Source organism: Arthrobacter sp. AOP29-A2-19 (assembly GCF_058138025.1).
The window spans coordinates 1,305,722-1,330,150 of record NZ_CM176894.1; the positions used below are offsets into that span (position 1 = coordinate 1,305,722).

24 protein-coding genes are annotated in these 24,429 nt (G+C 68.2%); 14 read left to right on the forward strand and 10 right to left on the reverse strand.

The annotated features are described in order from the left end of the window. The first annotated feature begins 83 nt into the window (after positions 1-83). From AC3ZJJ_RS05970 to AC3ZJJ_RS06000, 7 genes are all read left to right on the forward strand, one after another. Positions 84-2,105, forward strand: a complete 2,022-nt coding sequence (locus tag AC3ZJJ_RS05970; protein ID WP_489894475.1) for a helix-turn-helix transcriptional regulator — start codon at positions 84-86, stop codon at positions 2,103-2,105. After that, positions 2,102-2,452, forward strand: coding sequence for a hypothetical protein (locus AC3ZJJ_RS05975; RefSeq protein ID WP_489894476.1), 351 nt, complete (start codon positions 2,102-2,104; stop codon positions 2,450-2,452). Before AC3ZJJ_RS05970 ends, AC3ZJJ_RS05975 begins: the two co-directional genes overlap by 4 nt. Before the next feature lie 32 nt (positions 2,453-2,484). After that, on the forward strand, positions 2,485-2,712 hold the full coding sequence (tatA, locus tag AC3ZJJ_RS05980; RefSeq protein ID WP_489894478.1) for a Sec-independent protein translocase subunit TatA: 228 nt from the start codon (positions 2,485-2,487) through the stop codon (positions 2,710-2,712). Positions 2,713-2,760: 48 nt separating this feature from the next. Continuing rightward, positions 2,761-3,549 (forward strand): twin-arginine translocase subunit TatC, encoded by a 789-nt coding sequence (gene tatC / locus AC3ZJJ_RS05985; protein ID WP_489894480.1) that lies wholly within the window; start codon positions 2,761-2,763, stop codon positions 3,547-3,549. 42 nt (positions 3,550-3,591) lie between these two features. Beyond that, positions 3,592-6,426, forward strand: coding sequence for a DEAD/DEAH box helicase (locus tag AC3ZJJ_RS05990; protein WP_489894482.1), 2,835 nt, complete (start codon positions 3,592-3,594; stop codon positions 6,424-6,426). Between the two features lie 116 nt (positions 6,427-6,542). Beyond that, positions 6,543-8,159: an amidohydrolase gene (locus tag AC3ZJJ_RS05995; protein ID WP_489894484.1), complete on the forward strand. Its 1,617-nt coding sequence runs from the start codon at positions 6,543-6,545 to the stop codon at positions 8,157-8,159. Positions 8,160-8,589: 430 nt separating this feature from the next. After that, a complete protein-coding gene (locus AC3ZJJ_RS06000) occupies positions 8,590-9,324 on the forward strand; it encodes a polyprenol monophosphomannose synthase (RefSeq protein WP_489894486.1) in 735 nt (244 codons plus the stop codon). 150 nt (positions 9,325-9,474) lie between these two features. On the opposite strand, the gene AC3ZJJ_RS06005 is transcribed toward AC3ZJJ_RS06000, so the two are convergent. The 4 genes from AC3ZJJ_RS06005 to AC3ZJJ_RS06020 all read right to left on the reverse strand — a co-directional run bounded on the left by AC3ZJJ_RS06005 (position 9,475) and on the right by AC3ZJJ_RS06020 (position 12,430). Continuing rightward, complete coding sequence (locus tag AC3ZJJ_RS06005; RefSeq protein WP_489894488.1) at positions 9,475-9,819, reverse strand: RNA polymerase-binding protein RbpA; 345 nt, start codon at positions 9,817-9,819, stop codon at positions 9,475-9,477. A gap of 174 nt (positions 9,820-9,993) precedes the next feature. Continuing rightward, positions 9,994-10,920 (reverse strand): SPFH domain-containing protein, encoded by a 927-nt coding sequence (locus tag AC3ZJJ_RS06010; protein WP_489894490.1) that lies wholly within the window; start codon positions 10,918-10,920, stop codon positions 9,994-9,996. A 62-nt stretch (positions 10,921-10,982) separates the two neighbouring features. Then, on the reverse strand, positions 10,983-11,450 hold the full coding sequence (locus tag AC3ZJJ_RS06015) for an NfeD family protein (RefSeq protein WP_489894492.1): 468 nt from the start codon (positions 11,448-11,450) through the stop codon (positions 10,983-10,985). Between the two features lie 80 nt (positions 11,451-11,530). Beyond that, positions 11,531-12,430, reverse strand: a complete 900-nt coding sequence (locus AC3ZJJ_RS06020) for a putative RNA methyltransferase (protein WP_489894494.1) — start codon at positions 12,428-12,430, stop codon at positions 11,531-11,533. Positions 12,431-12,471: 41 nt separating this feature from the next. On the opposite strand from AC3ZJJ_RS06020, the gene AC3ZJJ_RS06025 reads away from it, so the two are divergent. After that, positions 12,472-14,538 carry a S9 family peptidase gene (locus tag AC3ZJJ_RS06025; protein ID WP_489894496.1) on the forward strand — a complete coding sequence of 689 codons (2,067 nt, stop codon included), beginning with the start codon at positions 12,472-12,474 and terminating at the stop codon, positions 14,536-14,538. On the opposite strand, the gene AC3ZJJ_RS06030 is transcribed toward AC3ZJJ_RS06025, so the two are convergent. Beyond that, positions 14,535-15,203, reverse strand: coding sequence for a peptide deformylase (locus AC3ZJJ_RS06030; RefSeq protein ID WP_489894498.1), 669 nt, complete (start codon positions 15,201-15,203; stop codon positions 14,535-14,537). The two genes, AC3ZJJ_RS06025 and AC3ZJJ_RS06030, sit on opposite strands and share 4 nt — an antisense overlap. An 83-nt stretch (positions 15,204-15,286) precedes the next feature. Here AC3ZJJ_RS06030 and AC3ZJJ_RS06035 point away from each other — a divergent pair, with 83 nt between their 5' ends. Continuing rightward, a complete protein-coding gene (locus AC3ZJJ_RS06035) occupies positions 15,287-15,664 on the forward strand; it encodes a VOC family protein (RefSeq protein ID WP_489894500.1) in 378 nt (125 codons plus the stop codon). Between the two features lie 15 nt (positions 15,665-15,679). Here AC3ZJJ_RS06035 and zapE read toward each other — a convergent pair whose 3' ends face one another. The 4 genes from zapE to AC3ZJJ_RS06055 all read right to left on the reverse strand — a co-directional run bounded on the left by zapE (position 15,680) and on the right by AC3ZJJ_RS06055 (position 19,767). Beyond that, positions 15,680-16,792 (reverse strand): cell division protein ZapE, encoded by a 1,113-nt coding sequence (gene zapE, locus AC3ZJJ_RS06040; RefSeq protein ID WP_489894502.1) that lies wholly within the window; start codon positions 16,790-16,792, stop codon positions 15,680-15,682. Positions 16,793-17,542: 750 nt separating this feature from the next. Continuing rightward, a complete protein-coding gene (locus tag AC3ZJJ_RS06045; RefSeq protein WP_489894504.1) occupies positions 17,543-18,250 on the reverse strand; it encodes a 4a-hydroxytetrahydrobiopterin dehydratase in 708 nt (235 codons plus the stop codon). 362 nt (positions 18,251-18,612) lie between these two features. After that, positions 18,613-19,167 (reverse strand): hypothetical protein, encoded by a 555-nt coding sequence (locus tag AC3ZJJ_RS06050; protein WP_489894506.1) that lies wholly within the window; start codon positions 19,165-19,167, stop codon positions 18,613-18,615. Beyond that, a complete protein-coding gene (locus AC3ZJJ_RS06055; protein WP_489894508.1) occupies positions 19,168-19,767 on the reverse strand; it encodes a hypothetical protein in 600 nt (199 codons plus the stop codon). Positions 19,768-19,870: 103 nt separating this feature from the next. On the opposite strand from AC3ZJJ_RS06055, the gene AC3ZJJ_RS06060 reads away from it, so the two are divergent. After that, positions 19,871-20,260, forward strand: a complete 390-nt coding sequence (locus AC3ZJJ_RS06060; protein ID WP_489894510.1) for a DUF3054 domain-containing protein — start codon at positions 19,871-19,873, stop codon at positions 20,258-20,260. Positions 20,261-20,317: 57 nt separating this feature from the next. Next, a complete protein-coding gene (locus tag AC3ZJJ_RS06065; RefSeq protein WP_489894512.1) occupies positions 20,318-20,596 on the forward strand; it encodes an Lrp/AsnC family transcriptional regulator in 279 nt (92 codons plus the stop codon). 18 nt (positions 20,597-20,614) lie between these two features. Here AC3ZJJ_RS06065 and trpD read toward each other — a convergent pair whose 3' ends face one another. After that, positions 20,615-21,670 carry an anthranilate phosphoribosyltransferase gene (gene trpD / locus AC3ZJJ_RS06070; RefSeq protein WP_489894514.1) on the reverse strand — a complete coding sequence of 352 codons (1,056 nt, stop codon included), beginning with the start codon at positions 21,668-21,670 and terminating at the stop codon, positions 20,615-20,617. Positions 21,671-21,817: 147 nt separating this feature from the next. Between trpD and ctaE the strand changes: the two genes are divergently transcribed. From ctaE to qcrA, 3 genes are all read left to right on the forward strand, one after another. Further along, positions 21,818-22,456: an aa3-type cytochrome oxidase subunit III gene (gene ctaE, locus AC3ZJJ_RS06075; RefSeq protein ID WP_489894516.1), complete on the forward strand. Its 639-nt coding sequence runs from the start codon at positions 21,818-21,820 to the stop codon at positions 22,454-22,456. Between the two features lie 64 nt (positions 22,457-22,520). Continuing rightward, entirely contained in the window at positions 22,521-23,309 is a 789-nt protein-coding gene (gene qcrC, locus AC3ZJJ_RS06080; RefSeq protein ID WP_489894518.1) for a cytochrome bc1 complex diheme cytochrome c subunit, read from the forward strand. Positions 23,310-23,382: 73 nt separating this feature from the next. Continuing rightward, positions 23,383-24,426, forward strand: coding sequence for a cytochrome bc1 complex Rieske iron-sulfur subunit (qcrA, locus tag AC3ZJJ_RS06085; protein ID WP_489894520.1), 1,044 nt, complete (start codon positions 23,383-23,385; stop codon positions 24,424-24,426). The last annotated feature ends 3 nt before the right edge of the window (positions 24,427-24,429 follow it).

Sequence of the window (24,429 nt, forward strand, 5' to 3'; positions counted from 1 at the left end):
GAGCGACACCCCTGCAGCGCCCGGGCGGCGCGGACCGTGACACCACGGGCCGCGCCGCCCTCCTGCGTAGTAACGTAGAAAGGGTGTCCACCAAACGTAACGTCGTGCTTCCTTCGCGGACCGAGAAGCTCGTCAGCCTTACATATGCCCTGATGTACCACAAGCGCGGGTACACCAAGGACGAACTCCGCCAGCGGGTCGACGACTACAAGGGCCTCAGCGACGAGGCCTTCGAGCGCAAGTTCGAGCGCGACAAGGAGGACCTCCGCGCGCTCGGCGTGCCCCTCGAAACACTCGGTGGCGACGCCCTCAGCGAGAACAACAGGCAGGACAGCCGCTACCGCATCCTCCCGGAGCAGTACCGGCTGCCGGAGGTCGGGTTCGACGCCGAGGAGGCCCTGGCGCTCGGGCTCGCCGCCCGCATCTGGAAGGACCCCACGGTGGAGACCGCGGCCGCGCGCGCCATCAGCCGACTGTCAGCGGGAGAGCCCGCCGAGGCGGAGGCGGGCTTCGAGACGTTCGAGCCGAGGCTGCATGCGGGCGACGCCGTTTTCCCGGACGTGTTGCGCGCGGTCTGGGACCGGTCTCCCGTGCGCTTCACTTACCGCTCCGTGGACGGCACCGAATCGAAGCGCCGGGTCGACCCGTGGGGCATCGGGAGCCGGTTCGGAAACTGGTACCTCGTGGCAAGGGACCAGGACCGCGACGGACAGCGGATCTTCCGCCTCTCCCGCATCGTTTCCGGCATCGCCCGGACGCCAGGCAAGGTGGAGCGGCCGGACGGTTTCCGGGTGGCCGACGTCCTGGACGCGCTGGACCCGGCGACCGCCACGGCGTGGGCCGAACTCGAACTGCGTGCCGGGCGTGGGTTGGCGCTCCGCGCGGCTGCAGCAACTGCCGCCGGGGATTCCCCGCTCGGCGTGGGGGAGCGGCGCACGGCCGACGACGGATACGACGTTGTGCGCACTCCGTTCCACGACGCGGAGGCGACGTCGGCGGAGATCGCCGAGCTGGGGGACGCCGCGCGGGTGGCCTCGCCGGACCAGTTGCGCGAGGCCGTGGCGCGACGCCTGCGGGAGGCCTTGCGCGAGCAGTCCAGGCCCCGGACCACCTACACGCTGAAGGAGAACCGCGCGACCGGCCGGCCGCCCGCGACCGACGTCGTCGCCCGGGCCTTGGACATCATCGCCTTCGTGGTTCGGGAGGGCGCGCCGCGGATCGACGAGACCGCCGCCCGCTTTGGCCTGACGCGCCAGCGACTGATAGGCGACCTCGCCATGATCCAGATGTGCGGCGTCCCCAACGGATACCACGACGAGCTGATCGACGTGGACTACGAGGGGGACACCGTGAGCATCACGAACGCGGACGGGCTGTCCAAGCCAATCAGGCTCAACCTTACGGAGGCATTCTCGCTCATCGTCGGGTTGCGCACCATGCTGGACCTGCCGACGCTGAGCCGACCGGAGGCCGCCCGCTCCGCGCTGGCCAAGCTGGAACTGGCGGCGGGCGAATTCGGCGAGATCGGCGATCTCGTCTCCGCACGGCCCGCTTCCTCCGAGGACAAGGAACGGATGGACGCCCTCGGCGAGGCCGTCCGGGGGCACCGCGTGGTCACGCTGGCCTATTACAACGCCGCGCGCGACGAGATCGCCAACCGGGACGTGGAGCCGGTCCGGCTGCTGGAGGACGGCGGGCGCGCGTACCTGCAGGCATGGTGCCGCCGGGCCGAGGGTCCCCGCAATTTCAGGGTGGACCGGATCCAGGCCATCTCGCCTACCGGGGAAACCTTCCAACCTTCCGCCGAGCGGCACGCGGCCGTCCAGGACCGTCTGTTTATGCCGGGGGCGGACGACGCCGTGGTGGTTCTTTCCTTCGCGGCCAGGCTCGAGAGCCTCTTGGAGGACTACGCGCCGAGCCGCACGGCCCGCGGCACGGACGGCAGGATCCTTGCCGAGGTTCGGATCGCCTCCCCCGAACGCCTTCCCGGGCTGATCGCGCGCCACGGCGGCGACCTCGCCGTTGTCGACCCGCCCGATCTCGCGGTGGCCGCGCGGGACTTCTTGGCCGCCGCGCTGGCAGGCTACGGGGAGGTGGCGGCATGATGCCGTGGTGGTTCTGGGTCCTGCTCTGGCTGTTCCTGCTCTCGGGTTCGGCGCTGTTTCTGGTGCTGTGCGGCATCCGCCTCTACCGGGGGGTCATGCGACTGCTGGACGACGTCGGGGAGTCCGCCGACAGGCTGCAGCTTGGACCGCTCGACGCGGTTCCGGACGGCGGCGAAGCGTGCGGGCCGGGCGACGGACCGGCCGCGGTCTTCCGGGATCCGGCGCAGGTCAGGAGCGAATATGTCGAGGGCAAGGCGGCCCGCCGCGAGGCCCGCCGCGTGCGGCGCGTGGAAGGGAAAAAGCGCCGCGGCCAGCCCCAGCGCATACGCGACCTGCACCTGCCGTGACGTAGACTGGCAGCAGACGAAAGGAAGTCCCGATGTTCGGTCTTGAGGGATGGCACATTGTCATCATTGTCGTGCTGGCACTGCTGCTTTTTGGTGCCCCGAAGCTCCCGGGTTTGGCCCGGTCGATGGGCCAGTCGCTGAGGATCTTCAAATCCGAGGTGCGCCAGATGAAGGACGACGATCCGAAGGCCGCGGACTCCACCGACGGCACCGTTGAGGGCAAGATCGTCGACCCAGACCACCGCGACCGCAACCTCTAGCATTCGGTGGCGGCAAAGGTAGGACGCGCGTCCAACCCCGATGGGCGGATGGCGCTCAAAGACCACCTCATCGAGCTTCGAAACAGGCTTTTTGTAGCGCTCATCGCGCTGTTTCTCGCGACGGTTGGCGGCTTTTTCCTCTACTACCCCGTGTTGTTGCTGCTCGTCGAGCCGGTCAACGCCGTCGGCGGCGAGGTCAATTTCGCCTCGGTGGTGTCCCCGTTCGACAACATGATCAAGATCTCGGTTTTCCTGGGCCTGATCATGTCCAGCCCGGTATGGCTCTACGAACTGTGGGCGTTCATCGTTCCGGGGCTGAAGAAGAACGAGAAGCGCACGGCGCTGGCCTTCATCGGCGCCGCCGTTCCGCTGTTCCTGCTCGGCCTCGGGCTGGCCTACTGGATCCTACCTCAGGCGCTGCGCTTCTTCCTTGGCCTCACACCTGACCAGGCCACCAACATCGTCGAGGTGGACGTCTACCTCAACTTCGTGATCCGGCTGCTGCTCGCGTTCGGCATCGCGCTCATCATTCCCGTGCTGATGGTCGGGCTGAACCTGATCGGCATCCTCCCGGGACGGCTGATCGTAAAGAACTGGCGCATTACGGTGTTCATCATTTGCCTGGTTGCCGCCATGGCCGCGCCCGGCGGCGACGCGCTCACCATGTTTGCGCTGGCGGGCCCGCTGCTGGTCGTGTTCGCGGCCGCAACCGTGTTCTGCCTGGTCCACGACAAGCGCAAGGCGAAGAGGCTGGCCGCGCTCGAGGCGAAGAACGCGGCCGCGGCGCGCGGCGAGGGCACCGATATCGGAACTTCCACCGACATAGATACGCTGTAGTCAAGATCCAATCGAATACGGCGAATCCGAAGGGCGGACACCATGGGCTCCCCGGCTGAACAGTACGCAGCCGCACGCGAACGGGCCAAGGAGGCGAAGACCGAACTCTACGGCTTCCGCCAGACGCTGAGCTTCGAACTCGACCCCTTCCAGATCGAGGCGTGCGGCGCCGTCGAGGCGGGAAAGGGCGTCCTGGTTGCGGCCCCCACCGGGGCCGGGAAGACGGTGGTCGGCGAGTTTGCCGTGCACCTGGCCCTGCACCGCGGGCTCAAGGCCTTCTACACGACGCCGATCAAGGCGCTCAGCAACCAAAAGTTCGCCGAACTGTGCGCCCGCTACGGATCGGACCGTGTTGGCCTACTGACCGGCGACACGACGATCAACGGCGAGGCCGACGTCGTGGTCATGACCACCGAGGTCCTGCGCAACATGCTCTACGCCGACTCGGCGACGCTGTCCGGGCTGGGCTACGTGGTGATGGACGAGGTGCACTATCTGGCGGACAAGTTCCGCGGCGCGGTCTGGGAAGAGGTCATCATCCACCTCCCCTCGGAGGTGCAGGTGGTCTCACTCAGCGCCACCGTCTCCAACGCGGAGGAATTCGGCGGCTGGTTGGACACCGTGCGCGGGGACACGGCGATCGTGGTGTCCGAGCACCGCCCGATTCCGCTCTATCAGCATGTCCTCGCCGGCGGCCGGCTCCTTGACCTGTTCGCCGGCGAGGTGTCTTTCGACGAGGCCGCCACGGAGGCCGCCGGGGGCGAGATTCCGATCGCCGTCAACCCCGAATTGACCAAACTGGCCCAGCGTGACGAGCGGAGGTCCTTCAGGCCCGGATCGGGGCGCCCCCGCGGACGGGGGCGGGACCACGGCGCGCCCCGCAGGCCCGAGCCGCCCGTCGTCCGGCACCAGGTGTCTCGGCCGGAGATGATCGCCACGCTCGACCGCGCCGCGCTGCTCCCGGCCATCGTCTTTATCTTTTCCCGCAAGGGATGCGACGCCGCCGTGGCGCAGTGTGTGCGTTCCGGGCTAAGGCTGACCACCCAAGAGGAGGCGCGGCGGATCGAACAGACGGTGGACCTGGCCGCCTACGACCTTCCGCCGGACGACCTCGAGGTCTTGGGCTTCTGGGCCTGGCGCGAGGGCCTGCTGCGTGGCTTCGCGGCGCACCACGCGGGGCTGCTGCCGATCTTCAAGGAGGTCGTCGAGAAGCTGTTTGCGCAAAACCTGGTCAAGGCCGTGTTTGCGACAGAGACCCTGGCCCTCGGCGTCAACATGCCCGCCCGCTCGGTCGTGCTGGAGAAGCTCGAGAAGTTCAACGGCGAGCAACACGTCTCGGTGACCGCGGGGGAGTACACACAGCTCACCGGGCGCGCCGGGCGCCGCGGCATCGACGTCGAGGGCCACGCGGTGGTCCTGTGGCAGCCGGGCACGGATCCCGCGGCCGTCGCCGGGCTCGCCTCGCGGAGGACGTACCCGCTGAACTCGAGCTTCCGGCCGACGTACAACATGAGCCTCAACCTGTCTTCGCAGTTTGGCCGGGGCCAGGCGCGCCGCATCCTCGAGTCCTCCTTCGCGCAGTTCCAGGCGGACAGGTCGGTGGTTGGCCTGGCACGTCAGGTTCGCGGCCGCGAAGAGTCGCTGGCCGGCTACGCGCAGGCCATGACGTGCCACCTGGGCGACTTCGCGGAGTACGCCCGGCTGCGCCAGGAGCTCAAGGACGCCGAACGTGAGACGACGCGGACGGCCACCCGTGCGCGGCGCTCCGCGGCGGAGCAGTCGCTGGAGCAGCTGACGCCCGGGGACGTGGTGGACGTGCCCGGGCCGCGGCGGCTTGGCCGCTGTGTGGTCATTTCGCTTTCCGACTCCAACCGCGACACGCGCCCGACGGTGCTCACGGAGGACAAGCAGATCCGCCGCATCGGCGTCCAGGACCTGGACGGCCCGGTCGACGTCATCTCCAGGATCCGCGTGCCCAAGGCCTTCACCGGCCGGTCGCCCAAGGAGCGCCGCGACCTCGCCGCGTCCGTCCGGAACGCGCTGCGGGACCACCGCCCGCCCCGCCGGGACGCCGCCGGGTTTGATTTCTCCGGCACGGCCGCGCAGGACGCCAAGATCGCCAAGTTGCGCAACGCCCTCAAGCGCCATCCGTGCCACGGGTGCGGCGAGCGCGAGGACCACGCCCGCTGGGCCGAGCGATGGTGGAAGCTGCGGCAGGAGACCGACCGGCTTTCCGGGCAGATCAGCGGTCGCACCAACACCATCGCCAAGACGTTCGACCGGGTCTGCAACGTGTTGGAGTCCTACGGCTACCTCGGTCTGCCGGAGTCGGGGCAGGGGCAACCGGACTCGGACGTGCCCGTGACGACGGCCTCCGGGAACCGGCTCCGCCGCATCTATGGGGAGCGCGACCTGCTGACGTCCCTGGTGCTGGAGTCCGGCGCCCTGGACACCCTCGGCGCAGCTGAGCTCGCGGGCTTCATCACCACCCTCGTCTACCAGGCGAAACGGGAGGACAAGGGTGTGCATCCCAAACTCCCGAGCCCGGCCATGGAGAGGGCCTGGGACACGGCCGTGCGCTGCTGGTCCGAACTCACGGACCTCGAGGTGGCCAACAGGCTGCCCGAGACCGCGGAGCCCGAGTCGGGGCTGGTGTGGCCCATGTACGGCTGGGCCCGGGGCAAGGAACTCAAGGACTGCCTGCGGGGGACCGATCTGGCCGCCGGCGACTTCGTCCGCTGGGCGAAGCAGGTCATCGACACCTTGGACCAGCTCGCGAAGGTCCCGGACCTGCCCACGCCGTTGGCCCGCAACTGCCGGGACGCTGTCTTGGCGGTACGCCGTGGCGTTGTGGCCTACTCGAGCGTCGCCGACTGACGACGCCCCACCCGGGCGCCGCCACTGGACGGCGCCCGGACCGCTCCGTTGGCCGAGTGCCGGCGGCGCGCCCAGCCGGCCACCCTGGCCGGACGAACCACGGAAGGAACCACCACATGTCTTCGCTGGTCATGTACCGCAACGGCGCAATCTATTCACCCGCCGATCCCTTCGCCACGGCCATGCTGGTCGACGGCGACACCGTGGCCTGGGTGGGGCAGGAGGCGGCAGCGGCAGTCATGCTGGACGACCGCATGACCGTGGTCGACCTTGAGGGCGCCCTGGTGGCGCCGGCGTTCTTCGACTCGCACGTCCACCTCACGGAGACGGGAGCCGCATTGGCATCGTTGGACCTGAGCCGCGTCGGTTCCGCGGACGAGCTGCTCGGCGCAGTGACATCCCACGCGGCCGCGTCGAGCGGCGCCGTGATCGGAGCGGGTTGGGACCAGAGCTCTTGGCCCGGCCAGCGGGTTCCCACCGGTGCCGAGCTGGAGGCCGCGGCGGGTGGGCGCGACGTCTACCTGACGCGGGCGGACGTGCATTCCGGCCTCGTCAACACAGCGCTGGCGGACCGGCTGGCCCTCGATGGAGTTGACGGCTGGGACGGACGCGGGACCGTGGTGCGCGAGGCGCATGCGCGCGTCCGGGCCGCCGTCCTGGATTTCAGTGACGCCGCCCGGGCCGAACACCAGAAGCGGGCGCTGAGGCACCTCGCGTCGACGGGCCATGCGGGCGTGGCGGAGATGGCGGCGCCGCACATCGGCACACGTCGCGACGTCGAAGTGCTGTTGGAGCTACTGGACGCAGAGGGTCCCGAGTACCCGGCGGTCCACGTCTACTGGGCGGAACCTGCCTCGACCGCGGAGGAGGCGCGGCGCCTCTCCGACGGATTCGGCCCGGGCCGGCTCTGCGGCCTCGGGGGAGACCTGAACATCGACGGGTCCCTCGGCTCGCGCACCGCATTCCTGCGCGAGCCCTACGCCGACGATTCCGGCAACCGTGGCACCCTGTTTCTCGAACCGGAGAGAATCGCCGACCACGTTGCCGCCTGCTCCGAGGCGGGTGTCCAGGCCGCATTCCACGTGATCGGAGACGCCGGGCTGGATGCGGCGGTCGCCGGCTTCCGCCTCGCTGCCGAGCGGATCGGGCTGCCCGCCGTGCAAGCCGGCCGGCACCGCCTGGAGCACGTGGAGATGGCGGACCAGGCGGGGGTCGACGTCCTCTTGGAATTCGGCGTCACCGTGTCACTACAGCCGGCCTTTGACGCCTACTGGGGCGCGCCGGGCGGGCAGTACGAGCAACGGCTCGGCGCGGCCAGGAGCGGACGCATGAACGAGGTCGGGCGGTTCCTGGCCGCGGGTGTGCCGGTCTGCCTCGGTTCGGACACGCCGGTCACGGCGGCCAGCCCGTGGGCCGCTGTGAAGGCCTGCCTGGAACACAACACCCCGGAGGCCCGTGTGTCCGCGAGGGCCGCCTTCCTCGCGCACACGCGCGCGGGATACCGGGCCGTTGGTGCGGCCGACCCGCTGGCGGGTCAGCTGGCACCGGGTTCCGACGCGACGTTCGCGGTCTGGGCCGCGTCGGAACTCGCCGTTCAGACGCCGGATGCGCGCGTGTCATCATGGAGCACGGACGCACGCGCCGGCACCCCCATGCTGCCCGTCCTGGACGAGGAACTTCCCACGTGCCTGCGCACCGTCCGGGCGGGGCGCGTGATCTTCGACCGCCTGTAGGGCGGGAATCCGGGCAAGCATTGGGCAACGGCACGTGAACTGGGTTGACTAGTATGTTTCGCGGTCGTTACCTCGTCAGGGCTTGGTTGACACACGGTAACCAGCGGCTAGGCTGGATTCTCAACGGCGACCTAGATGATCTTTGGGTCGCCGTGCCGGCATCACGGCAAACACCACAGGACAAGGCCCCGGGAGCAGTAGAAAACGACTTTTCCGCGCGTCAGCGCACGGGGATGTCGGTCCGAAGTTCCCGGGGTCTTTCCGTGCCTCCACGGAGTGGCTTCCAACCTCCCGGATTCGCGGCCGTATAATTGTTCACTGGCTCCCGCGTGCCCGGTTCGTCCGACGCGGGGGAGGGGCACGCAGCCCCGGCCAAGGACACGGACCCGCGCCGCGGGCTCCGCAAATTTGTGCAGAGGGGTAATACCGCGTGCGGGTAGTCACCATCATTCCGACCTACAACGAGCTCGAGTCCCTTCCCATCACCATGGGTCGGCTGCGTGCAGCCGTTCCGGACTCCGATGTCCTGGTGGTCGACGACAACAGCCCGGACGGCACCGGAGATCTGGTGGACCGGATGGCCGCGGAGGATCCGCGGATCCACGTGCTGCACCGGACGGGCAAGGCGGGCCTGGGCGCTGCATATCTCGCCGGATTCCGTTGGGCGCTGGACCGGGGCTACGACGTTCTGGTCGAGCTCGACGCGGACGGTTCCCACAAGCCGGAGCAGCTCCCGCTCCTGCTGGCCGAGATCCCCAAGGGCGCCGACCTGGTCATCGGCTCGCGCTGGGTCAAGGGTGGCGGAGTCGTGAACTGGCCCTTGCACCGCAAGCTGATCTCCCGGGTGGGCAGCCTCTACTCGCGCACCATGCTGGGCCTCGGGCTCAAGGACATCACGGCCGGCTTCCGCGCATTCAAGCGCGAGACCCTCGAGGCCCTGGACTTGAACGCCGTGGAGTCGGTCGGATACGGCTTCCAAGTTGACATGACCTTCCGCGTGGCGCAGCTGGGCAAGAAGATCGTCGAAGTGCCCATCACCTTCGTCGAGCGCGAGCTCGGCGTGTCCAAGATGAGCGGCAACATTGTCCTCGAGGCCATGTGGAACGTGACCCGGTGGGGTCTGTCCGCTCGCTGGAACAAGTTGGCGGGCAAGGTCCGCCGCTAGCCGGTCCGGGGGGCGCGGGACGATCGGTCCCCGCAGCCCGCACCAAAGGGGAGACCCGCACCGTGAACGGTGCGGGTCTCCCCTTTGGTGTGGGCTGCGGCGTGGCTTGCGCTTCCCGGACGCCGAACGGCCGGGGCTAGCCAGTGTCCCCTAGGAGACTTTTTCGCCGCGTGCGGTGCGCAACTTGTCCAGGCGATCCTTGAGGATCTGTTCCAACTCCTCGACGGAGCGGCGTTCGAGCAGCATGTCCCAGTGTGTGCGGACGGGCTTCTCGTTGGAATCGACCGGCTTCTCGCCGTTGACGAGGAGGGCTTCCTTGCCCGTTTTCGAGACCCATGTTGCCGGGATCTCCGCCTCCGACGAGAAGGTCACGAAGACCTGCTCGCCGTCTTCGCACCGGTACTCGACGCGCTGGCGCGGTGCCGGCTCGACTCCGGCTTCCGTCTCCATGCTCTGTGCCCCGAGGCGCATTCCGCGCAGACTGCGATCGCTCATCATTTCTCCCTACTGCGTTACAACGGCTGACGGTAACGACTATGGTGTTCAACGTCCCCGCCGGGGCAAAGATTCCCCGCGGGACGGAAGTCTCGAAGAGTCAAGTATACGCGCCATCGCGCAAAGGCCCCTGCGGACGCGCGTCCGCAGGGGCCCTTTATGCCTGATGTGCCGCTACGGTGCGCGGTGCGTCCCGTTTTCGGCTTCGGTATCCGGGCGCAGGTTGCCCAGCGCGCCGCCGATGCCCTTGAGCGCCTCGCCCACCTCGCTGGGGATGATCCAGAGCTTGTTGGACGATCCCTCGGCCAGCTTGGGGAGCGTCTGCAGGTACTGGTAGGCCAACAGCTTCTGGTCGGGATTGCCCTCGTGGATGGCCCCGAAAACCTTGGCGATCGCCTGTGCCTCGCCGTCGGCCCTGAGGATGGCGGCCTTGGCGTCTCCCTCGGCGGCGAGGATGGCGGCCTGCCGCTGCCCCTCGGCCGTCAGGATTTGCGACTGTTTGGTGCCCTCCGCCGTCAGGATGGCCGCGCGGCGGTCCCGCTCGGCGCGCATCTGCTTCTCCATCGAGTCCTGGATGGACAGCGGCGGATCGATGGCCTTGAGCTCGACGCGGGACACGCGGATGCCCCACTTGCCGGTCGCCTCGTCGAGGACGCCTCGCAGCTGTCCGTTGATCTGGTCGCGCGAGGTGAGCGCCTCCTCGAGGTTAAGCCCGCCCACGACGTTGCGGAGGGTCGTCGTCGTCAGCTGCTCGACGGCCTGGATGTAGTTGGCGATCTCGTACGTTGCCGCGCGCGGTTCGGTGATCTGGAAGTAGACCACCGTGTCGATCGAGACCACGAGGTTGTCCTCGGTGATGACGGGCTGCGGGGGGAAGCTAACCACGTTCTCGCGCAGGTCCAGCAGTGGGAGCAGGCGGTCGACGAACGGAATGAGGATCGTCAGCCCGGGGCCCAAGGTGCGCTGGTATTTGCCCAGGCGCTCCACGATTCCGGCCCTCGCCTGCGGCACGATGCGCACCGAGCGCAGTAGGACGATGATGACGAAAACGGCCAGTACTATCAGGACGATTCCGACGCCGGTACCCGGCGAATCGAACATGGTGTTCCCCCTTCGTTGCGCGCCGCGGGGCGCTGTGGCCGGATCCTCCGACCGTAGGTGTGCTAGGCGCCCTTGCCCTCGGGCATGCGGGCGGTGATATAGGCGGTCGCCCCGGAAATCCGCACCACGGTCCCGTAGACGCCGGGATCCAGCGGCGCGTCGTCGTCGGTGCGGGCGCTCCAGGTTTCGCCGCCGATCTTGGCGCGGCCCGACATGCGCGACGTGGGTTCGAGCACCAGTGCGTCCTGTCCCAGGAGCCGGTCCACGTTCGTGCGCTGGTTGGCTGGTCCCTTGCGCAGGTGCCGGAGCGCTATGGGGCGCAGGAAAAAGACCATGGCCAGGGCGAGCACGCAGAAGACAAGGGCCTGCAGCCAGAAGTCGCCACCGGCCAGCGCCACGAAGACCGCGCCCAGGGCGCCGCCACTGAGCATGATGAAGTACAGGTCCAGCGACATCATTTCGATGATGGCTAGGACCAGGAACAGCGCGAGCCAAAACACCCAGCCGTTGGTGACGATCCACTCAAACATTGGTCCACCGGGTTTCAACGGGGAGGGCCCGGATAGCCCTCACTGTCTTCTATCTTGCCCGATCGTGTCCTCCAGACTCGTCACCCCTGAGGCGTATGTTCCCCGGCGGGACGCTCTGTCCGCCGGAACGACTGCACGCGGAACGCGGCCGTGACCGTCGGCGGGAGCCGCGACGCGGACAGGCGGCCGCGCAGGGCTTCGGGGTCGAGGTGGTGCCCGGCGGGTCCCATCAGGGCCAGGCGGGCGGCGTCGTCCTCGGGCAGGCGCATCGCGGAACGGACCTCGGCCGTGGAGGCGAGTTCGAAGCCCTCTCCCAACGCCGCCGCGACGGATTCCTCCTTGCCTCCCGCGATTGCCAGGAGCCCCAGCGGCCCTGCCGCCTCGGCCAAGTGCTCGGGCAGGGGCGTGACGACGACGGCCGTTCCACCTGGGCGGAGGACCCGGCGGAACTCGGCGCCGTTGCGCGGGGCGAACACGTTCAGCACGACGTCGACGGACGCGTCACCAAGCGGGAGCGGCCGCCACAGGTCCCAGACCAGCGCGGTGGTGTGTTCCAGGCGGGCGGCCCGGCGCATGGCGAAGCGTGAAATGTCCATGGCGACCGCGGTGGCCGCGGCGCCCTGGGCGCGGACTGCGGCGAGCGCGGCCGAAAGGTAGTAGCCGGTGCCCGCCCCGGCGTCGAGGATCCGCGTGTGCGCCGCCCCGCGGGAGGCCGCGGCCACCCTGCGGGCGACTTCGTCGGCGAGGTCGGCGTAGTGGCCGGCGGCCAGAAAGTCGGCCCTGGCCTGGACCATCGCGGCGGTGTCCTCCCTGAAGGCCGTCCCCTTCCCCGTAAGCAGGTTGAAATACCCCTGCCTCGCGGCGTCGAAGCGGTGGCCGCCCCCGCACACGAGCGGTCCGGACACGGCCTCCGCGGGACCGAGCGGCCGTTGGCAGACGGGGCAACTCAACTGCAGGACGGGGTGCTGGGCGGGGCTCACGGGCTATTTCCTTCAATAAATCTTTCAGATATGCTCTCGCTGTGAAACCGACGCAGCTCGACCTGATGACCACTGTATCCGCGCCGTCGATCAGCCCGGACGGGCGCCATGCGGTGGTGTCCGCCTCCCACCCCAGCTTCGAGGCCGACGCGTCGGTGGGGCAGCTGTGGATGATCGGCCTCGAGGATGGCTCCACCCGCCGCTTCACCCGCGGGCGCTCGGACTCCAGCCCCAGCTTCTCGCCCGACGGGCGCATGATCGCTTTCCTGCGGCAGGACGACGAGGGGCGCCCCCAAGTGGCGATCGTCGACGCCAGGGGAGGGGAGCCCCGGCTGCTGACCGACCGGCGACTCGGGGTCGCCTCCTTCGCCTTCTCTCCGGACTCGTCGCGACTGGCGTTCGCCAGCCGCACTCCGGAGGAGGGCCGCTACGGCACGGTCGAGGGGGTCGGCGCGGGTGCCGAGGACCCGCGCCGCATCACGGGGTACAAGTACCGCGCGAACGGGCTGGGGTTCAGCCGCGACAAGGTTCAGGGCATCTACCTCATAGACGTTCCCTCCCTCGACGACGAGCCGTTCGTGGCGCCGGTGGGCCGGGCGGCCAAGGCGCGCAAGGCGTCGACGCCGGACGACGGTAACGGCAAGGGGGGCGAAGCGTCGAAGGGGCTTCCCGAGCCTCGGCTGCTCACGCCGGCGGCGAGCGACGCGCACGAGCCGGCGTTCTCGCCCGACGGCCGCCACATCTATTTCACCGCCTCCCTGCACGAGGGGGAGGACAGGGACCTGCGCTCGATGGTGCACCGCATCGCCGTGGGCGACCCGGCTGCCGGCCCCGAAGCCGTCGCGGGGTCGCCGACCTCGTCGACCTCCTTCGGAACGCCCACGTTTTCCCGCGACGGGGCCACACTCTTTCTTCTGGGCCAGGACCTCGGCCCGGAGGGCACCGACTTCGTTGCCCGCAACACGGGCGTGTTCGCCCTGGACCCGCTCGGTGGCGGTGAGCCGAGGGAAATCACGGACGCCGAGTCGATCGACTACGGGGACGTGCACTCCACGCTGGTCCCACACGGGCAGTCGTCCGTCTTGGCCTTCTCCCGGGTTCGCGGCAGCGGAGAGCTCCACGTCGTCGACCCGGACGGCACCACCCACGTCCTCATCGCGGGACCACTCGAGGTCGCCGGGGCCGCGGAGGCCGACGGCCGCGTCGTTGTGGGCTATTCCACGCCACGAACGCCGGGCGAGGCAGGGGTCGTCGAGGACGGCGTCGTCCGCCGTCTGACCGACTTCGCTTCCGCGTTGCGCGAGGCGACGCGGATCGCCGAGCCGAGTGAACTTGTCGTCGAATCGGCGGACGGGTATCCGGTCCACGGCTGGGTGTTCCGCCCGGCCGGAGAGGGGCCGCACCCGGTGCTGCTCAACATCCACGGCGGGCCCTTCTCGCAGTACGGCTGGTCGTATTTCGACGAGGCGCAGGTCTACGTGGAGGCGGGTTACGCCGTCTTGCAGTGCAATCCCCGTGGGAGCGCCAGCTACGGACGCGACCACGGGCTTGCGATCAAGGGCGCCATGGGCACCGTGGACCTGCAGGACGTGCTCGCATTCCTAGACGGGGCCGTGGCTTCCGACGATTCCCTCGACGGCGACCGCGTGGGCGTGCTCGGAGGTTCTTACGGCGGCTACCTCACCGCCTGGACCATAGCCAACGACCACCGCTTTCGTGCGGCCGTTGTGGAGCGCGGCTACCTGGATCCGCTCAGCTTTGTGGGGTCCTCGGACATCGGCTGGTTCTTCAGCGAGGCTTACACGGGCAAGGATCCCGACCATGTCCTGACCCAGAGCCCGATGGCCCGGGTCGGGGACGTGCGGACACCCACGCTGGTCCTGCACTCCGAGGAGGACTACCGTTGCCCGCTGGAGCAAGCGCAGCGGTACTACGTCGAGCTGCTGCGCAACGGAGTCGAGACCGAGTTCCTGCTGTTTCCCGGTGAGAACCACGAGCTTTCCCGGGCGGGAACCCCTTGGCACCGGCGTCAGCGGTTCGAAGCGATCCTCGAATGGTTCGCGCGCTATCTTCCGGTCCGGGAACCGGCGGCTTCGGGCCGGCCCTAGAAGCCCAAGCCATCGCGGGCGCGCTCGATTCCAGGGGCGGACCAGCGGGCAAGGTATTCGGAGCTGCTGGCGAGGCTACGGGTCTCGGCGCGGTCGATGTAGACCGTGCCGTCCAAGTGGTCCGACTCGTGCTGGAAGATGCGTGCCGGCCATCCCGCGAACGTCCGGACGACCGTGGCGCCGGCTCCGTCCGTGTACCTTGCCTCGATCTCGGCGGGCCGGCTGACGACGGCCTGGTAACCGGCGAAGGAGAGGCATCCCTCATAGAACTCCGCTGTGCGCCGCCCATTGGGCGTGTGGCGGGGGTTGATGGCTGCAAAGTAGTCCAGCGGGCTTCGTTCCCGAACGGCGGCGATCTCCGGCGCGACGTCGTAGTGGTCCTCGAGGACGGCGATGCGCAGCGGCACGCCGATCTGCGGCGCGGCGAGCCCAACGCCGGGCGCGTCGTGCATGGTGGCGCGCATGGTCTGGAGGAAGTTGTGCAGCAGCTCGGCATCTAGCTGCCCGTCGAACTCCAAGGCCCGCATGCGCAAGACGGGATGGCCGAGCTGGACGATCGGTGGCAGCAGGCCCCGCCGGTGCGCCTCGACGATGCCGTGCACCAGTTCCGAGATCCTGGATGCCGGGTAGGCGGCGTGGTGTGCGTGCGGCAAATCGTGGCTCATGCCAACAAGCGTGGCACAGGGAACGGCCGCTGGGTCCACTTGCGGCACTCGACAGCGCCGTCCCGGGCGGACATGCTGGGTCAATGGACGTCAAAGCCGCTATCAGTCTCGAATCGGTGGTGCTCGGCGCCCCCGACCCCTCGGCACTTGCCCGGTTCTATCGCGAGCTGCTGGGATGGGCACTCCACTTCGAGGAGCCCGGGTGGGTCATGATCAAACCGCCAGGCGGCGGAGTGGGGCTGTCATTCCAGGGCGAGCCCGGACACATGCGGCCCGTATGGCCGGCCGGTCCCGGCGACCAGCAGATGCAGTCCCACCTGGACCTCTTGGTCGACGACCTTCCCGCCGCGTGTGCGCGGGCCGAGCGGCTTGGGGCGACGGTGGCGGAGTTCCAGCCGCAGCGCGAGGTCCGCGTGTACCTGGATCCCGTCGGCCACCCGTTCTGCCTATTCGAACACTAGCCACCCTCGGGGGTGTCAGGCGGGATCGGGAGACCGTAACGCGGCAAGGCGGCTCGTGAGGCGCGCCGCGTCGACCGGATGTCCCGCCGCGGCCGCGGGATCCGGCCTCCCGCGCCCGATGATGTCGAAGCGGACATCCCGGTCGTAGAGTACGTCGACGAGGTTGGCGAACCGTTGCCAGGCGCTGGGGGAGGCGCCCTGGGGGCGCGGCACTCCCTGCAAGACCACGTGGCCGAAGGTTCGGGCGACATCCAGATAGTCGGAGGTTGCGGACGGCGCGTCGCACAGGTCGGCGAAATCGAACCACACCTGACCCGAGGCCACGCGCAGCGCCGTGAAGGTGTGCGTGGTGGGAGTGACGTCCGTCCGCTCCGCGGGACCGGGCGGCGCAAGTCCGGCGCCCGTCAGTTGTCCCGGCGTGCCGGGGACGAGGATATGGCCCGCCGCGAAGCCGTCGGTTGCCCGTGGCGCGTCGAGCGTTCGGTAGTCGACGCCGGCGTCGAGTTCCAGCACGGCCAGGCGGCTCTTGACGACGTCGATCGTCGGTTCGAAGAGATGGTGGAAGTACTCGTTCGGAAGGAGGTCGTCGGGCGCGTAGTTCGAGGTGGCGACGAGGGTGATTCCGCGTTCGAGGAGGCCCCTGAAAGCCCTGGCGATGAACATGGCGTCGCCGGGGTCGTGGACGTGGAACTCGTCGAACATTAGGATCCGCACGCTCCCAAGGAGCCCGTCCAGTGCCTGCGCGATCGCGGACCCGCGTGGGGACGAGGCCCCGGCGCCGGCGGCGTGGGCGCGGGCATGGAGGCTTTCGAAGAACTCGTGGAAGTGGACGCGCATCGCGAGCGGCGTGTCGAGGGCGTTGTGCAGGGCCGACACCAGCCAACTCTTTCCGCGTCCCGGCGGGCCCCACAGGTAGACGCCCGCGTCGGCGGTGCCCGGCCTTGCGTGGGCACCGGGGCCGGCCGCGCCGATGGGGGCGCGCCGGCCAAGCGCGGCGGCGGCCGAGGCGGCGAGCACGTCGACAATGTGCAGTTGGGCGGCGTCCAGTTCCAGCGAGCTGCCGGCCGCGGCCCGACGCATCTTGTCCGCTATGCGGCCGGCGCCGTGGGCGGAGCTCGGGGTGCGCAAGGTGGGAGAGGGGACCCTCACTCGCCGTCGCACCCACGCCAAGGGGCAGGGGAGGGGCGGCCGGGACTCCGACCGGCAGGTTCCCCGGTGCGGGGCATGTCCGGACGGCGCAAGGGGGACGAACCCAGGGCGACGGGGAGGAAGAGCATGCGTCCATCCTACGAACCCCGTGAGGGGCGGATCGGCCATGATGCCGGGTTCGTAGAATGGACGACATTGGACGATGGCCGCGCTCGGTGTCCGTTGCCACAAAATGGTCGTAGTTATGTCATGTTGGATTATCTCGAGGAATGCGGGGTAGGAGGAGGGAGTTGCCTGGCGGTAAAGCGACAGGTCCCAAGCGTCAGGCGGTCTTGCGGAGGGCGTCGGTTGTCACGGTTGGCCCGGAAACGGCTCGTCGGGATAACGCCCGCCAGGACAGTGGGCCATCTGGAAAACGCCTGCCTGGCCTGTCACGACGCGGACAGCGTGCTTGGGTGACAGTCGACGGCATGCGACGACCGCCAAGGACTCGGACCATTCCGTGCGACGTCCGCTGTGATCGGCGGCGGACATTGCGGTGGTGCAAAGGCGCCGAGGCGCATTGCCATAGCGTGTGTCGAGTACCGCATATCGGACAGAGTGTTGATAGCTTCCCTTGCACCCTGAACCCCTCTCCGGCCCCCCAATCTCAAACGCCGATAATGTACATTATGTCAAGTAGCACGCCAAACGGCGCCTCGGGAGAGTCGAGGCGGCCGGTATCGGCCTTCAGTTCCTTCTCGCGGCGGACACGTCCACACAGACGATCCCCCGGTTGCCGTCTTGGTCGGCGATGACCGTGAGCGAGGGCGCGTTGCTGTCATCGACGACCGCCCCTCCGGCGGCGAGGGCGGCGTCGATGCGTTGTTCCGCGGACTCGGGTGCCACATAAACCTCGATGTGGAACCGCTCACGCGTGGACTCGGCCGCATCGGCATCCCCGAACCACAGATTGGGTACCCGACCCGTGGCGTCGCGGATTTCGTCGCTTGGGGACCCGCGGCCCTGGGACTCCGCGCTCCCGGTCAACAGAGCGGCCCAAACGGGCGCGATGGTCGCTGAGCGCGCCGTGTCGAGGCCGAGCTCCATATCGCTGACCGAGGCGGGGTCGGCATCGACCTTGTGGTCGGCGGCGATCTCGGTGATCCGTCGTGCAAGGTCGATGTCCCGCTGGGTCACCCATTCAACAACGTGTTCGGTACCCTCTCCGTCGCGGTAGATGGCGTCGTCGGTGACCAGCTTGAGGTCGACGCATCCATTCGCGATCGACACGCGCGGGTAGTGCCCGAGAGTGTCGCCCGCCTCCCCCACCGCGGCGACGAACCGGGCGCCGGCACGGAAATCGTCGATCAGGTAGCGGGCGTGTAGTCCCTGGGCCAGTTTGCGCCAGTCGGTCAGGTTGGCTTCGGCGATCTGTTTGCCCATCAGCATGTCCATGGTCGGCGATCCTACCAAGGTCGGTTCACCACCGATATGGCTGTGCGCGCACACGCCATCATCGCGGCTCCGCGGCGGCGTGCCGACCCTCGCCTCGGGGGCGGCAGGCGCGTTTCGGTTAGCGTTCGATGCCGCGTTGGCGCCGAACGATCCCTCGGATCCGTGGAGCGGCCCTTGGACGGGGCGGCATGTCGAGCGAAGGCGACTCGGTCTCCCTCGGCCCGCTATCGGTGTCGTCGACATTCTCTTCCATGGCGAATGATCGCATGTCCGGCGGTCCGCACAAAGACTTGGCACCCGTCGAACGCTTGCCTGCCGGGGCCCGTTGCCTCAGGCGCCTCGGCACACGGGGTGCCGCCGGGTTAGCCGCGGACCATCAGGCCCACTCCCGTGCACGCGCACGCCCAGAGGACACTGGAAAAGGTGCCAAGGATAAAGCGTTCCGCCGCGCCTTCCTGCCCCAGCTCCGAATAGCGGCCCAGGCCCTTGACGGCGAGGACCACGGCCAGTCCCTCCGGCCATGATGCCCAGAGTGTGGCCGCGATGGCCGTGCGTTCGAGCACGCCGATCCACGCGCCTCCCTGCAGGACGGGGCGCGGCTGCTCCTCGGGTTCCAGCTCTTCGCCCAAAGGGTGGTCTTCCCGCTGCGAGAGACGGAGGATGGCCACGGTTACCGGGCCGCCGCCCAGCGCCGCCGCGGCAACCGAAAAGGCGGCCGCCAGAGGTAGCGACACCGGTTGCAGCGTGCCCGTGGCGACCGCGACCGCCGCGATGAGCGCGGCGGTTCCGAGGAGCACAAGTTGGGCGAGCGCCGTCGTATAGAGGACCCTGTGCGAACGCCCGCGGAAGCGCCGGAAATATTGGGGTACCCCACCTGCGGCGGCGAACACCGAGAGCACAATGGCCATCACGCCCATCTAGCGCCCTCCATCCGATTCCCGCGAGTACCTGTCCAGCGCCTCCGCCGCGTGTGCCGCGAGGTTCTGGCATTGGTGCCAGAGTCCCGAGGCCAGCCGGCTGGAGACCGCCTGTTGGCTAATGCCCAGCCGTGCGGCCGCCTCCTTCTGCGACAGCCCCGAAGAAACCATTGTGCCCGCTTCCTCCGACGCCTTGCTTCGGCGCCGGCCGATGTCGGCGACCAATTGCAGTTCCGCCTCGATCCGACCCGCCTCTCCCCCGGGACCCGCGACGGCGATCGACGCCGGCGCGTTCTTGGCCCGCTCGACGGCGAGCCGCGCCATCTCGAACGCCTCCCCCGCGCCCGCACGCGTCTGACGCGGCAGCGGCGCCCTAACGGCCCCCACGCCGATGCCGACGCTCCAGTCCGCGGTTCTCGCGACGTCCAACGCGAGCGCGCAGGCAACCCGCCCGTTCTCCAAGACTCCCTGCAGCTCGTCGCCGGCAGTCCGTTCAAAGCGACGGAGGGTCTCGTAGGACCCGTTGAGCCGCTGGATCAGCGCATCGACATGGTCTGGGCGCGTGCGCGAGGCGCGTTGGTCGATGGTGATGACAATCATCGCACAAGGCTATGGTCTTGTTCGAGAGATAACAACCTCTGACACTTGTCGAATTGTTAACGGTAGCGATGCCGCTCCCCCGCGGGCCTCTACGCTGGTACCCATGGCCGCGCGAAAATCTTGGGTTTCCCTCCTTCTCATCGACGTCGCCCTCGTGGTGCTGTTCGCCGGTCTGGGCCGGCGTTCGCACGAGCGCGGGTTGAGCGTTCTGGGCATCATGGAGACGGCGGCACCGTTCCTCGTCGCTCTCCTTGTGTTCGCGGCGGTGACCCGCTTCACAACGACGTCGAACCGCGTCTGGCCCCACGGCGTCGTCCTGTGGGTCGGCACGGTCGCCTTGGGACTGATCCTCCGGGTGTTGACGGGCGCGACGGCGGCGCTCCCCTTTGTGATCGTTGCTGCCGTGACCCTAGGCATCCTGCTGCTGGGCCGGCGCGCGGTGGCGTCGTTGGTCGCCGCCCGCAAAGTGCGTGGCGGGCGGGCCGTGAACTAGGCTCGGGTGCATGATCGGGTGCCCACGCGCCCGCGGAGAGAACCGGAGGCAGGCACCATGATCACAGCGTTCGTGATGATTCAGACGCAGGCGGACAGCATTCCCGAATGCGCGCAGAAGATCTCCGAGATCGACGGCATCAGCGAGGTGTATTCCGTGGCCGGCGATTGGGATCTCATCGCCGTTGCGCGCGTCCGCCACCACGAGGATCTCGCGGAGGTCATCGCCAACCGGCTCTCCAAGGTCTCCGGCGTGGTGGACACCTCGACTCACATCGCCTTCCGCGCCTACTCGCAGCACGACCTCGACGCGGCTTTCTCACTGGGCCTCGAGTAGACGTCCCAACGGGCGCCGCTACGGTGCCGTGGCCCGCACCCAGTTTTCCAGGACGGAGCGGGCGCGGCCGGAATCGATCGCTTCCTCCGCCCGGAGCCGGGCGGCCGCCATGCGCTCGAGGAGCGTCCCGTCGGCGTTCTCGTCGAAGGCCACCAGTGCCGCCGCCGCGTTGAGGACGACGGCGTCCCTGACGGGCCCCGTGTCTCCGGCCAGGAGCCTGAGGACCACTTCGGCGTTATGTGCGGCGTCGCCGCCTCGCAGGTCATCTAGGGTCGCGCGTGGAATGCCCAGTTCGGCGGCGTCGAATTCGGATTCCCGCACCGAACCGCCGCGGACCTCCCACACCCGGTTCACCGTGGTGGTCGTCATCTCGTCCAAGCCGTCACCGCCCCGGAACACCAGGGCGCGTACGCCGCGGTTCGCGAGGACGCCGGCCATCAGCGGTGCCATGCGAAGGTCGGCGCAGCCGATCGCCGACGCGGTCGGGAGTGCGGGGTTCGTCAGGGGCCCCATGAAGTTGAAGACCGTCGCGACGCCGAGCTCCCGCCGCGGGACGGCGGCAAAGCGCATGGACGGGTGGAACACCTGCGCGAAGCAGAACGTGATGCCCGCCGCGTCGAGCACCTCCTCGAGCCGATCCACGCCAACGTCCAGCCTCACGCCCAGCGCCTCCAGCACGTCTGCGGAGCCGGAGGAGGACGACGCCGCACGGTTGCCGTGCTTGACGATCCGCGCTCCCGCACCCGCACAAACCAGGGACGCCATCGAGGAGATGTTGACGGTGTTGTGCCTGTCGCCGCCCGTTCCGACGATGTCCAGCTTCTCGCCCGGAAGGGGCAGCGGCCGTGCGCTCTGCACCATGGCCGACACCAATCCGGTGAGTTCCTCGACCGTTTCGCCCTTGGCGCGCAGCGCAACAAGGAGGCCGGCGATCTGCGAATCGGTGGCGTTTCCGGCCATGATTTCGCCCATGGCCCACTCGGCTTCAGCGGCGGAAAGGTCCCTTCCTCCGATCAGCGCGGTCAGTAGCGAAGGCCAATTTGGGAACTTGCGGGCGGCTGAAGTCGTTGACACGCATCTAGGTTATCTACGTTTTGTAGAAAGTGCGGAATTGTTTCTCCCCCGGTATTCCGCGGAACTTAGGCCTGACCGGCCCGAAAAGCGACGACTCGGCCTCTCACGCATTGGTGCGGGCGGCACTTTTATAGACATAATGGCTCTGTGACAACTGCGACTCATGCCCTCAATGCCCCGGCGCATCCTGCGCTGAACCGTCCCAACATGGTGTCGGTAGGAACCGTCGTCTGGCTTTCCAGCGAGCTGATGTTCTTTGCCGCGCTCTTCGCCATGTACTTCACTCTCCGTGCGGCGTCGCCGGAGATGTGGGCAACGGAATCCGCGAAACTCAACGTTCCGTTCGCCCTGATCAACACGATCATCCTCGTGTCCAGTTCCTTCACTTGCCAGTTGGGGGTCTTCCGTGCGGAGGACCTGAAGCCCCGCCGCACCGGCGGGCTCTTCAACTTCAAGGAATGGGGAATGGTCGAGTGGTTCATCGTGACCTTCCTCCTCGGCGCCATCTTCGTCGCGGTCCAGGCCTACGAGTACACCGAACTGGTGCACCATGGAGTGGCCCTGAACTCGACCCCCTACGGGTCTGCCTTCTACATCACCACCGGATTCCACGGACTCCACGTGGCCGGCGGCCTGATTGCCTTCCTCCTGATCATCGGCCGCGCCTACGTGGCGCGGAAGTTCGGTCACTTTGAAGCGACCTCCGCAATTGTCACCTCGTACTACTGGCACTTTGTCGACGTCGTCTGGATCGCGCTGTTCGCGATCATCTACTTCCTGAAGTAGCGCCCCGGCCGGAGACGGCCGAACAAGCTCCACCACTCCCAAGAAACTAGTGAGGAACCAGCAAGTGAAGGCTCTTTCGCAAAGGCGCCGCCATCCGCTCGCGGCCGTCGCGCTGCTCTTGATGGGTCTGCTCGTCACCGGCGGCCTATATGCCGCGGCGGGCAGCGTCAACGAGGCCCAGGCTTCGACCGTTTACAGCGCAAGCGACATCGAAGAGGGCAACAAGCTCTTCGTGGCGAACTGCGCCACCTGCCACGGGCTCAACGCCGAGGGCAGCTCCAACGGTCCCTCGCTGGTGGGTGTTGGTGCCGCCGCCGTGGACTTCCAGGTGGGCACGGGCCGCATGCCTATGCAGATGCAGGGCCCGCAGGCCCAGGTCAAGCCCAAGCAGTTCGACGACGAGCAGACGCAGCAGTTGGCAGCGTATGTGGCATCCCTCGGTGCCGGTCCCGCAGTGCCGGACGAGGAAATGGTCGACGCGTCGGCAGGAAACTCCGCCAATGGTGGCGAGATCTTCCGCGTGAACTGCGCCATGTGCCACAACGCCGCCGCCGCAGGTGGCGCCCTGACCCGGGGCAAGTTCGCGCCGTCGCTCGAGGGCGTCTCGGAGGAGCACATCTACGAGGCCATGGCCACCGGTCCGCAGAACATGCCCGTCTTCAACGACTCCAACATCACCCCGGAGGAAAAGCGCGACGTGATCACCTTCCTGAAGGAGATCGAGGCGCAGGGCTCCCCCGGTGGCGCCAAGCTCGGCTCGTTGGGCCCCGTATCGGAGGGCCTGTTCATCTGGACCGCCGGACTGGGCATCATCATCGCCTTCACCATCTGGTTGACTTCGCGTCCTTCCTAGGGCTTCCGGCGGGCCACCACACACCGGATCACTTCGTACCAAGCCATTTTGAGATAAAAGGATGAGAGACAACATGGGCGACCATAGTCACGGCAGTCCGAACGACCCGGGCACCGTTGCTAAGGCTGGTCCGGGCTCCTTGGAAACCTTCCAGGACCCCGGCATTCCGCCGCATCGGAAGCGCCTCGCGGATCTTGATCCCCGGGCCGCGAAGCGGGCAGAGCGTCAGGTGGCGCTGCTGTTCGTCATCTCGATCATCGGCACGCTGTCGTTCTTCATCGCGTACTTCGTGGTGGGCAGGACCGAGTCCATCAGCGAGATCCGCACCCAGAACATGCTCCTCGGGCTCGGCACCGCGTTCGCGATGCTCGGGATCGGCGTCGGCATCGTCCACTGGGCACGCACGCTGATGCCCGACCACGAGATCGCGGAGTCGCGCCACGAGATCCGCCCCGAGGCGGACCGCGCGGACGCAGAGCGCATCATCAACGATGTCATCGAGGAGACGGGCATCATGCGCCGTCCCCTGATCCGGAACTCGCTGATCGGCGCGCTGGCGCTGGCCCCGATTCCGGCGATCTTCATGTTCCGCGACCTCGACAACACCGGGGCGACCGCCGGCCAGATTGTGGACCGGCTGCGCTACACGATGTGGGACAAGGACGTGAAGCTCACCCGCGACCCCTCGGGCACGCCAATCAAGGCGTCCGACGTTCAGATCGGCTCCGCGTTCCACGTGATCCCGGAGGGCCTGAACGAGACCGAGGACCCGTTGAACGAGAAGGCCAAGGCCGTGGTGCTGCTGATGCGCTTGGATCCCGAGCAGATGCAGATCTCGCCGGAACGCCAGGACTGGCACTACAACGGCATTGTTGCCTACTCGAAGATCTGCACGCACGTTGGCTGCCCCGTGGCGCTGTACGAGCAGCAGACCCACCACCTCTTGTGCCCCTGCCACCAGTCGACCTTCGACCTCACGCAGGAATGCAAGGTCATCTTCGGACCGGCCGGACACCCCCTGCCGCAGCTGCCCATCACGGTGGACGCCGAAGGGTTCCTTGTGGCGCGGAGCGACTTCCTTGAACCCGTCGGGCCGAGCTACTGGGAGCGTGGCTAAACC

Excerpts from the sequence above, each read along its gene's own strand:
- AC3ZJJ_RS05975 (WP_489894476.1), top strand. The coding sequence starts at position 2,102 with ATGATGCCGTGGTGGTTCTGGGTCCTGCTCTGGCTGTTCCTGCTCTCG.
- tatA (WP_489894478.1), top strand. The coding sequence starts at position 2,485 with ATGTTCGGTCTTGAGGGATGGCACATTGTCATCATTGTCGTGCTGGCA.
- tatC (WP_489894480.1), top strand. The coding sequence starts at position 2,761 with ATGGCGCTCAAAGACCACCTCATCGAGCTTCGAAACAGGCTTTTTGTA.
- AC3ZJJ_RS05990 (WP_489894482.1), top strand. The coding sequence starts at position 3,592 with ATGGGCTCCCCGGCTGAACAGTACGCAGCCGCACGCGAACGGGCCAAG.
- AC3ZJJ_RS05995 (WP_489894484.1), top strand. The coding sequence starts at position 6,543 with ATGTCTTCGCTGGTCATGTACCGCAACGGCGCAATCTATTCACCCGCC.
- AC3ZJJ_RS06005 (WP_489894488.1), bottom strand. The coding sequence starts at position 9,819 with ATGAGCGATCGCAGTCTGCGCGGAATGCGCCTCGGGGCACAGAGCATG.
- AC3ZJJ_RS06010 (WP_489894490.1), bottom strand. The coding sequence starts at position 10,920 with ATGTTCGATTCGCCGGGTACCGGCGTCGGAATCGTCCTGATAGTACTG.
- AC3ZJJ_RS06015 (WP_489894492.1), bottom strand. The coding sequence starts at position 11,450 with ATGTTTGAGTGGATCGTCACCAACGGCTGGGTGTTTTGGCTCGCGCTG.
- AC3ZJJ_RS06030 (WP_489894498.1), bottom strand. The coding sequence starts at position 15,203 with ATGAGCCACGATTTGCCGCACGCACACCACGCCGCCTACCCGGCATCC.
- AC3ZJJ_RS06035 (WP_489894500.1), top strand. The coding sequence starts at position 15,287 with ATGGACGTCAAAGCCGCTATCAGTCTCGAATCGGTGGTGCTCGGCGCC.
- AC3ZJJ_RS06045 (WP_489894504.1), bottom strand. The coding sequence starts at position 18,250 with ATGGACATGCTGATGGGCAAACAGATCGCCGAAGCCAACCTGACCGAC.
- AC3ZJJ_RS06050 (WP_489894506.1), bottom strand. The coding sequence starts at position 19,167 with ATGGGCGTGATGGCCATTGTGCTCTCGGTGTTCGCCGCCGCAGGTGGG.
- AC3ZJJ_RS06055 (WP_489894508.1), bottom strand. The coding sequence starts at position 19,767 with ATGATTGTCATCACCATCGACCAACGCGCCTCGCGCACGCGCCCAGAC.
- AC3ZJJ_RS06060 (WP_489894510.1), top strand. The coding sequence starts at position 19,871 with ATGGCCGCGCGAAAATCTTGGGTTTCCCTCCTTCTCATCGACGTCGCC.
- AC3ZJJ_RS06065 (WP_489894512.1), top strand. The coding sequence starts at position 20,318 with ATGATCACAGCGTTCGTGATGATTCAGACGCAGGCGGACAGCATTCCC.
- qcrA (WP_489894520.1), top strand. The coding sequence starts at position 23,383 with ATGGGCGACCATAGTCACGGCAGTCCGAACGACCCGGGCACCGTTGCT.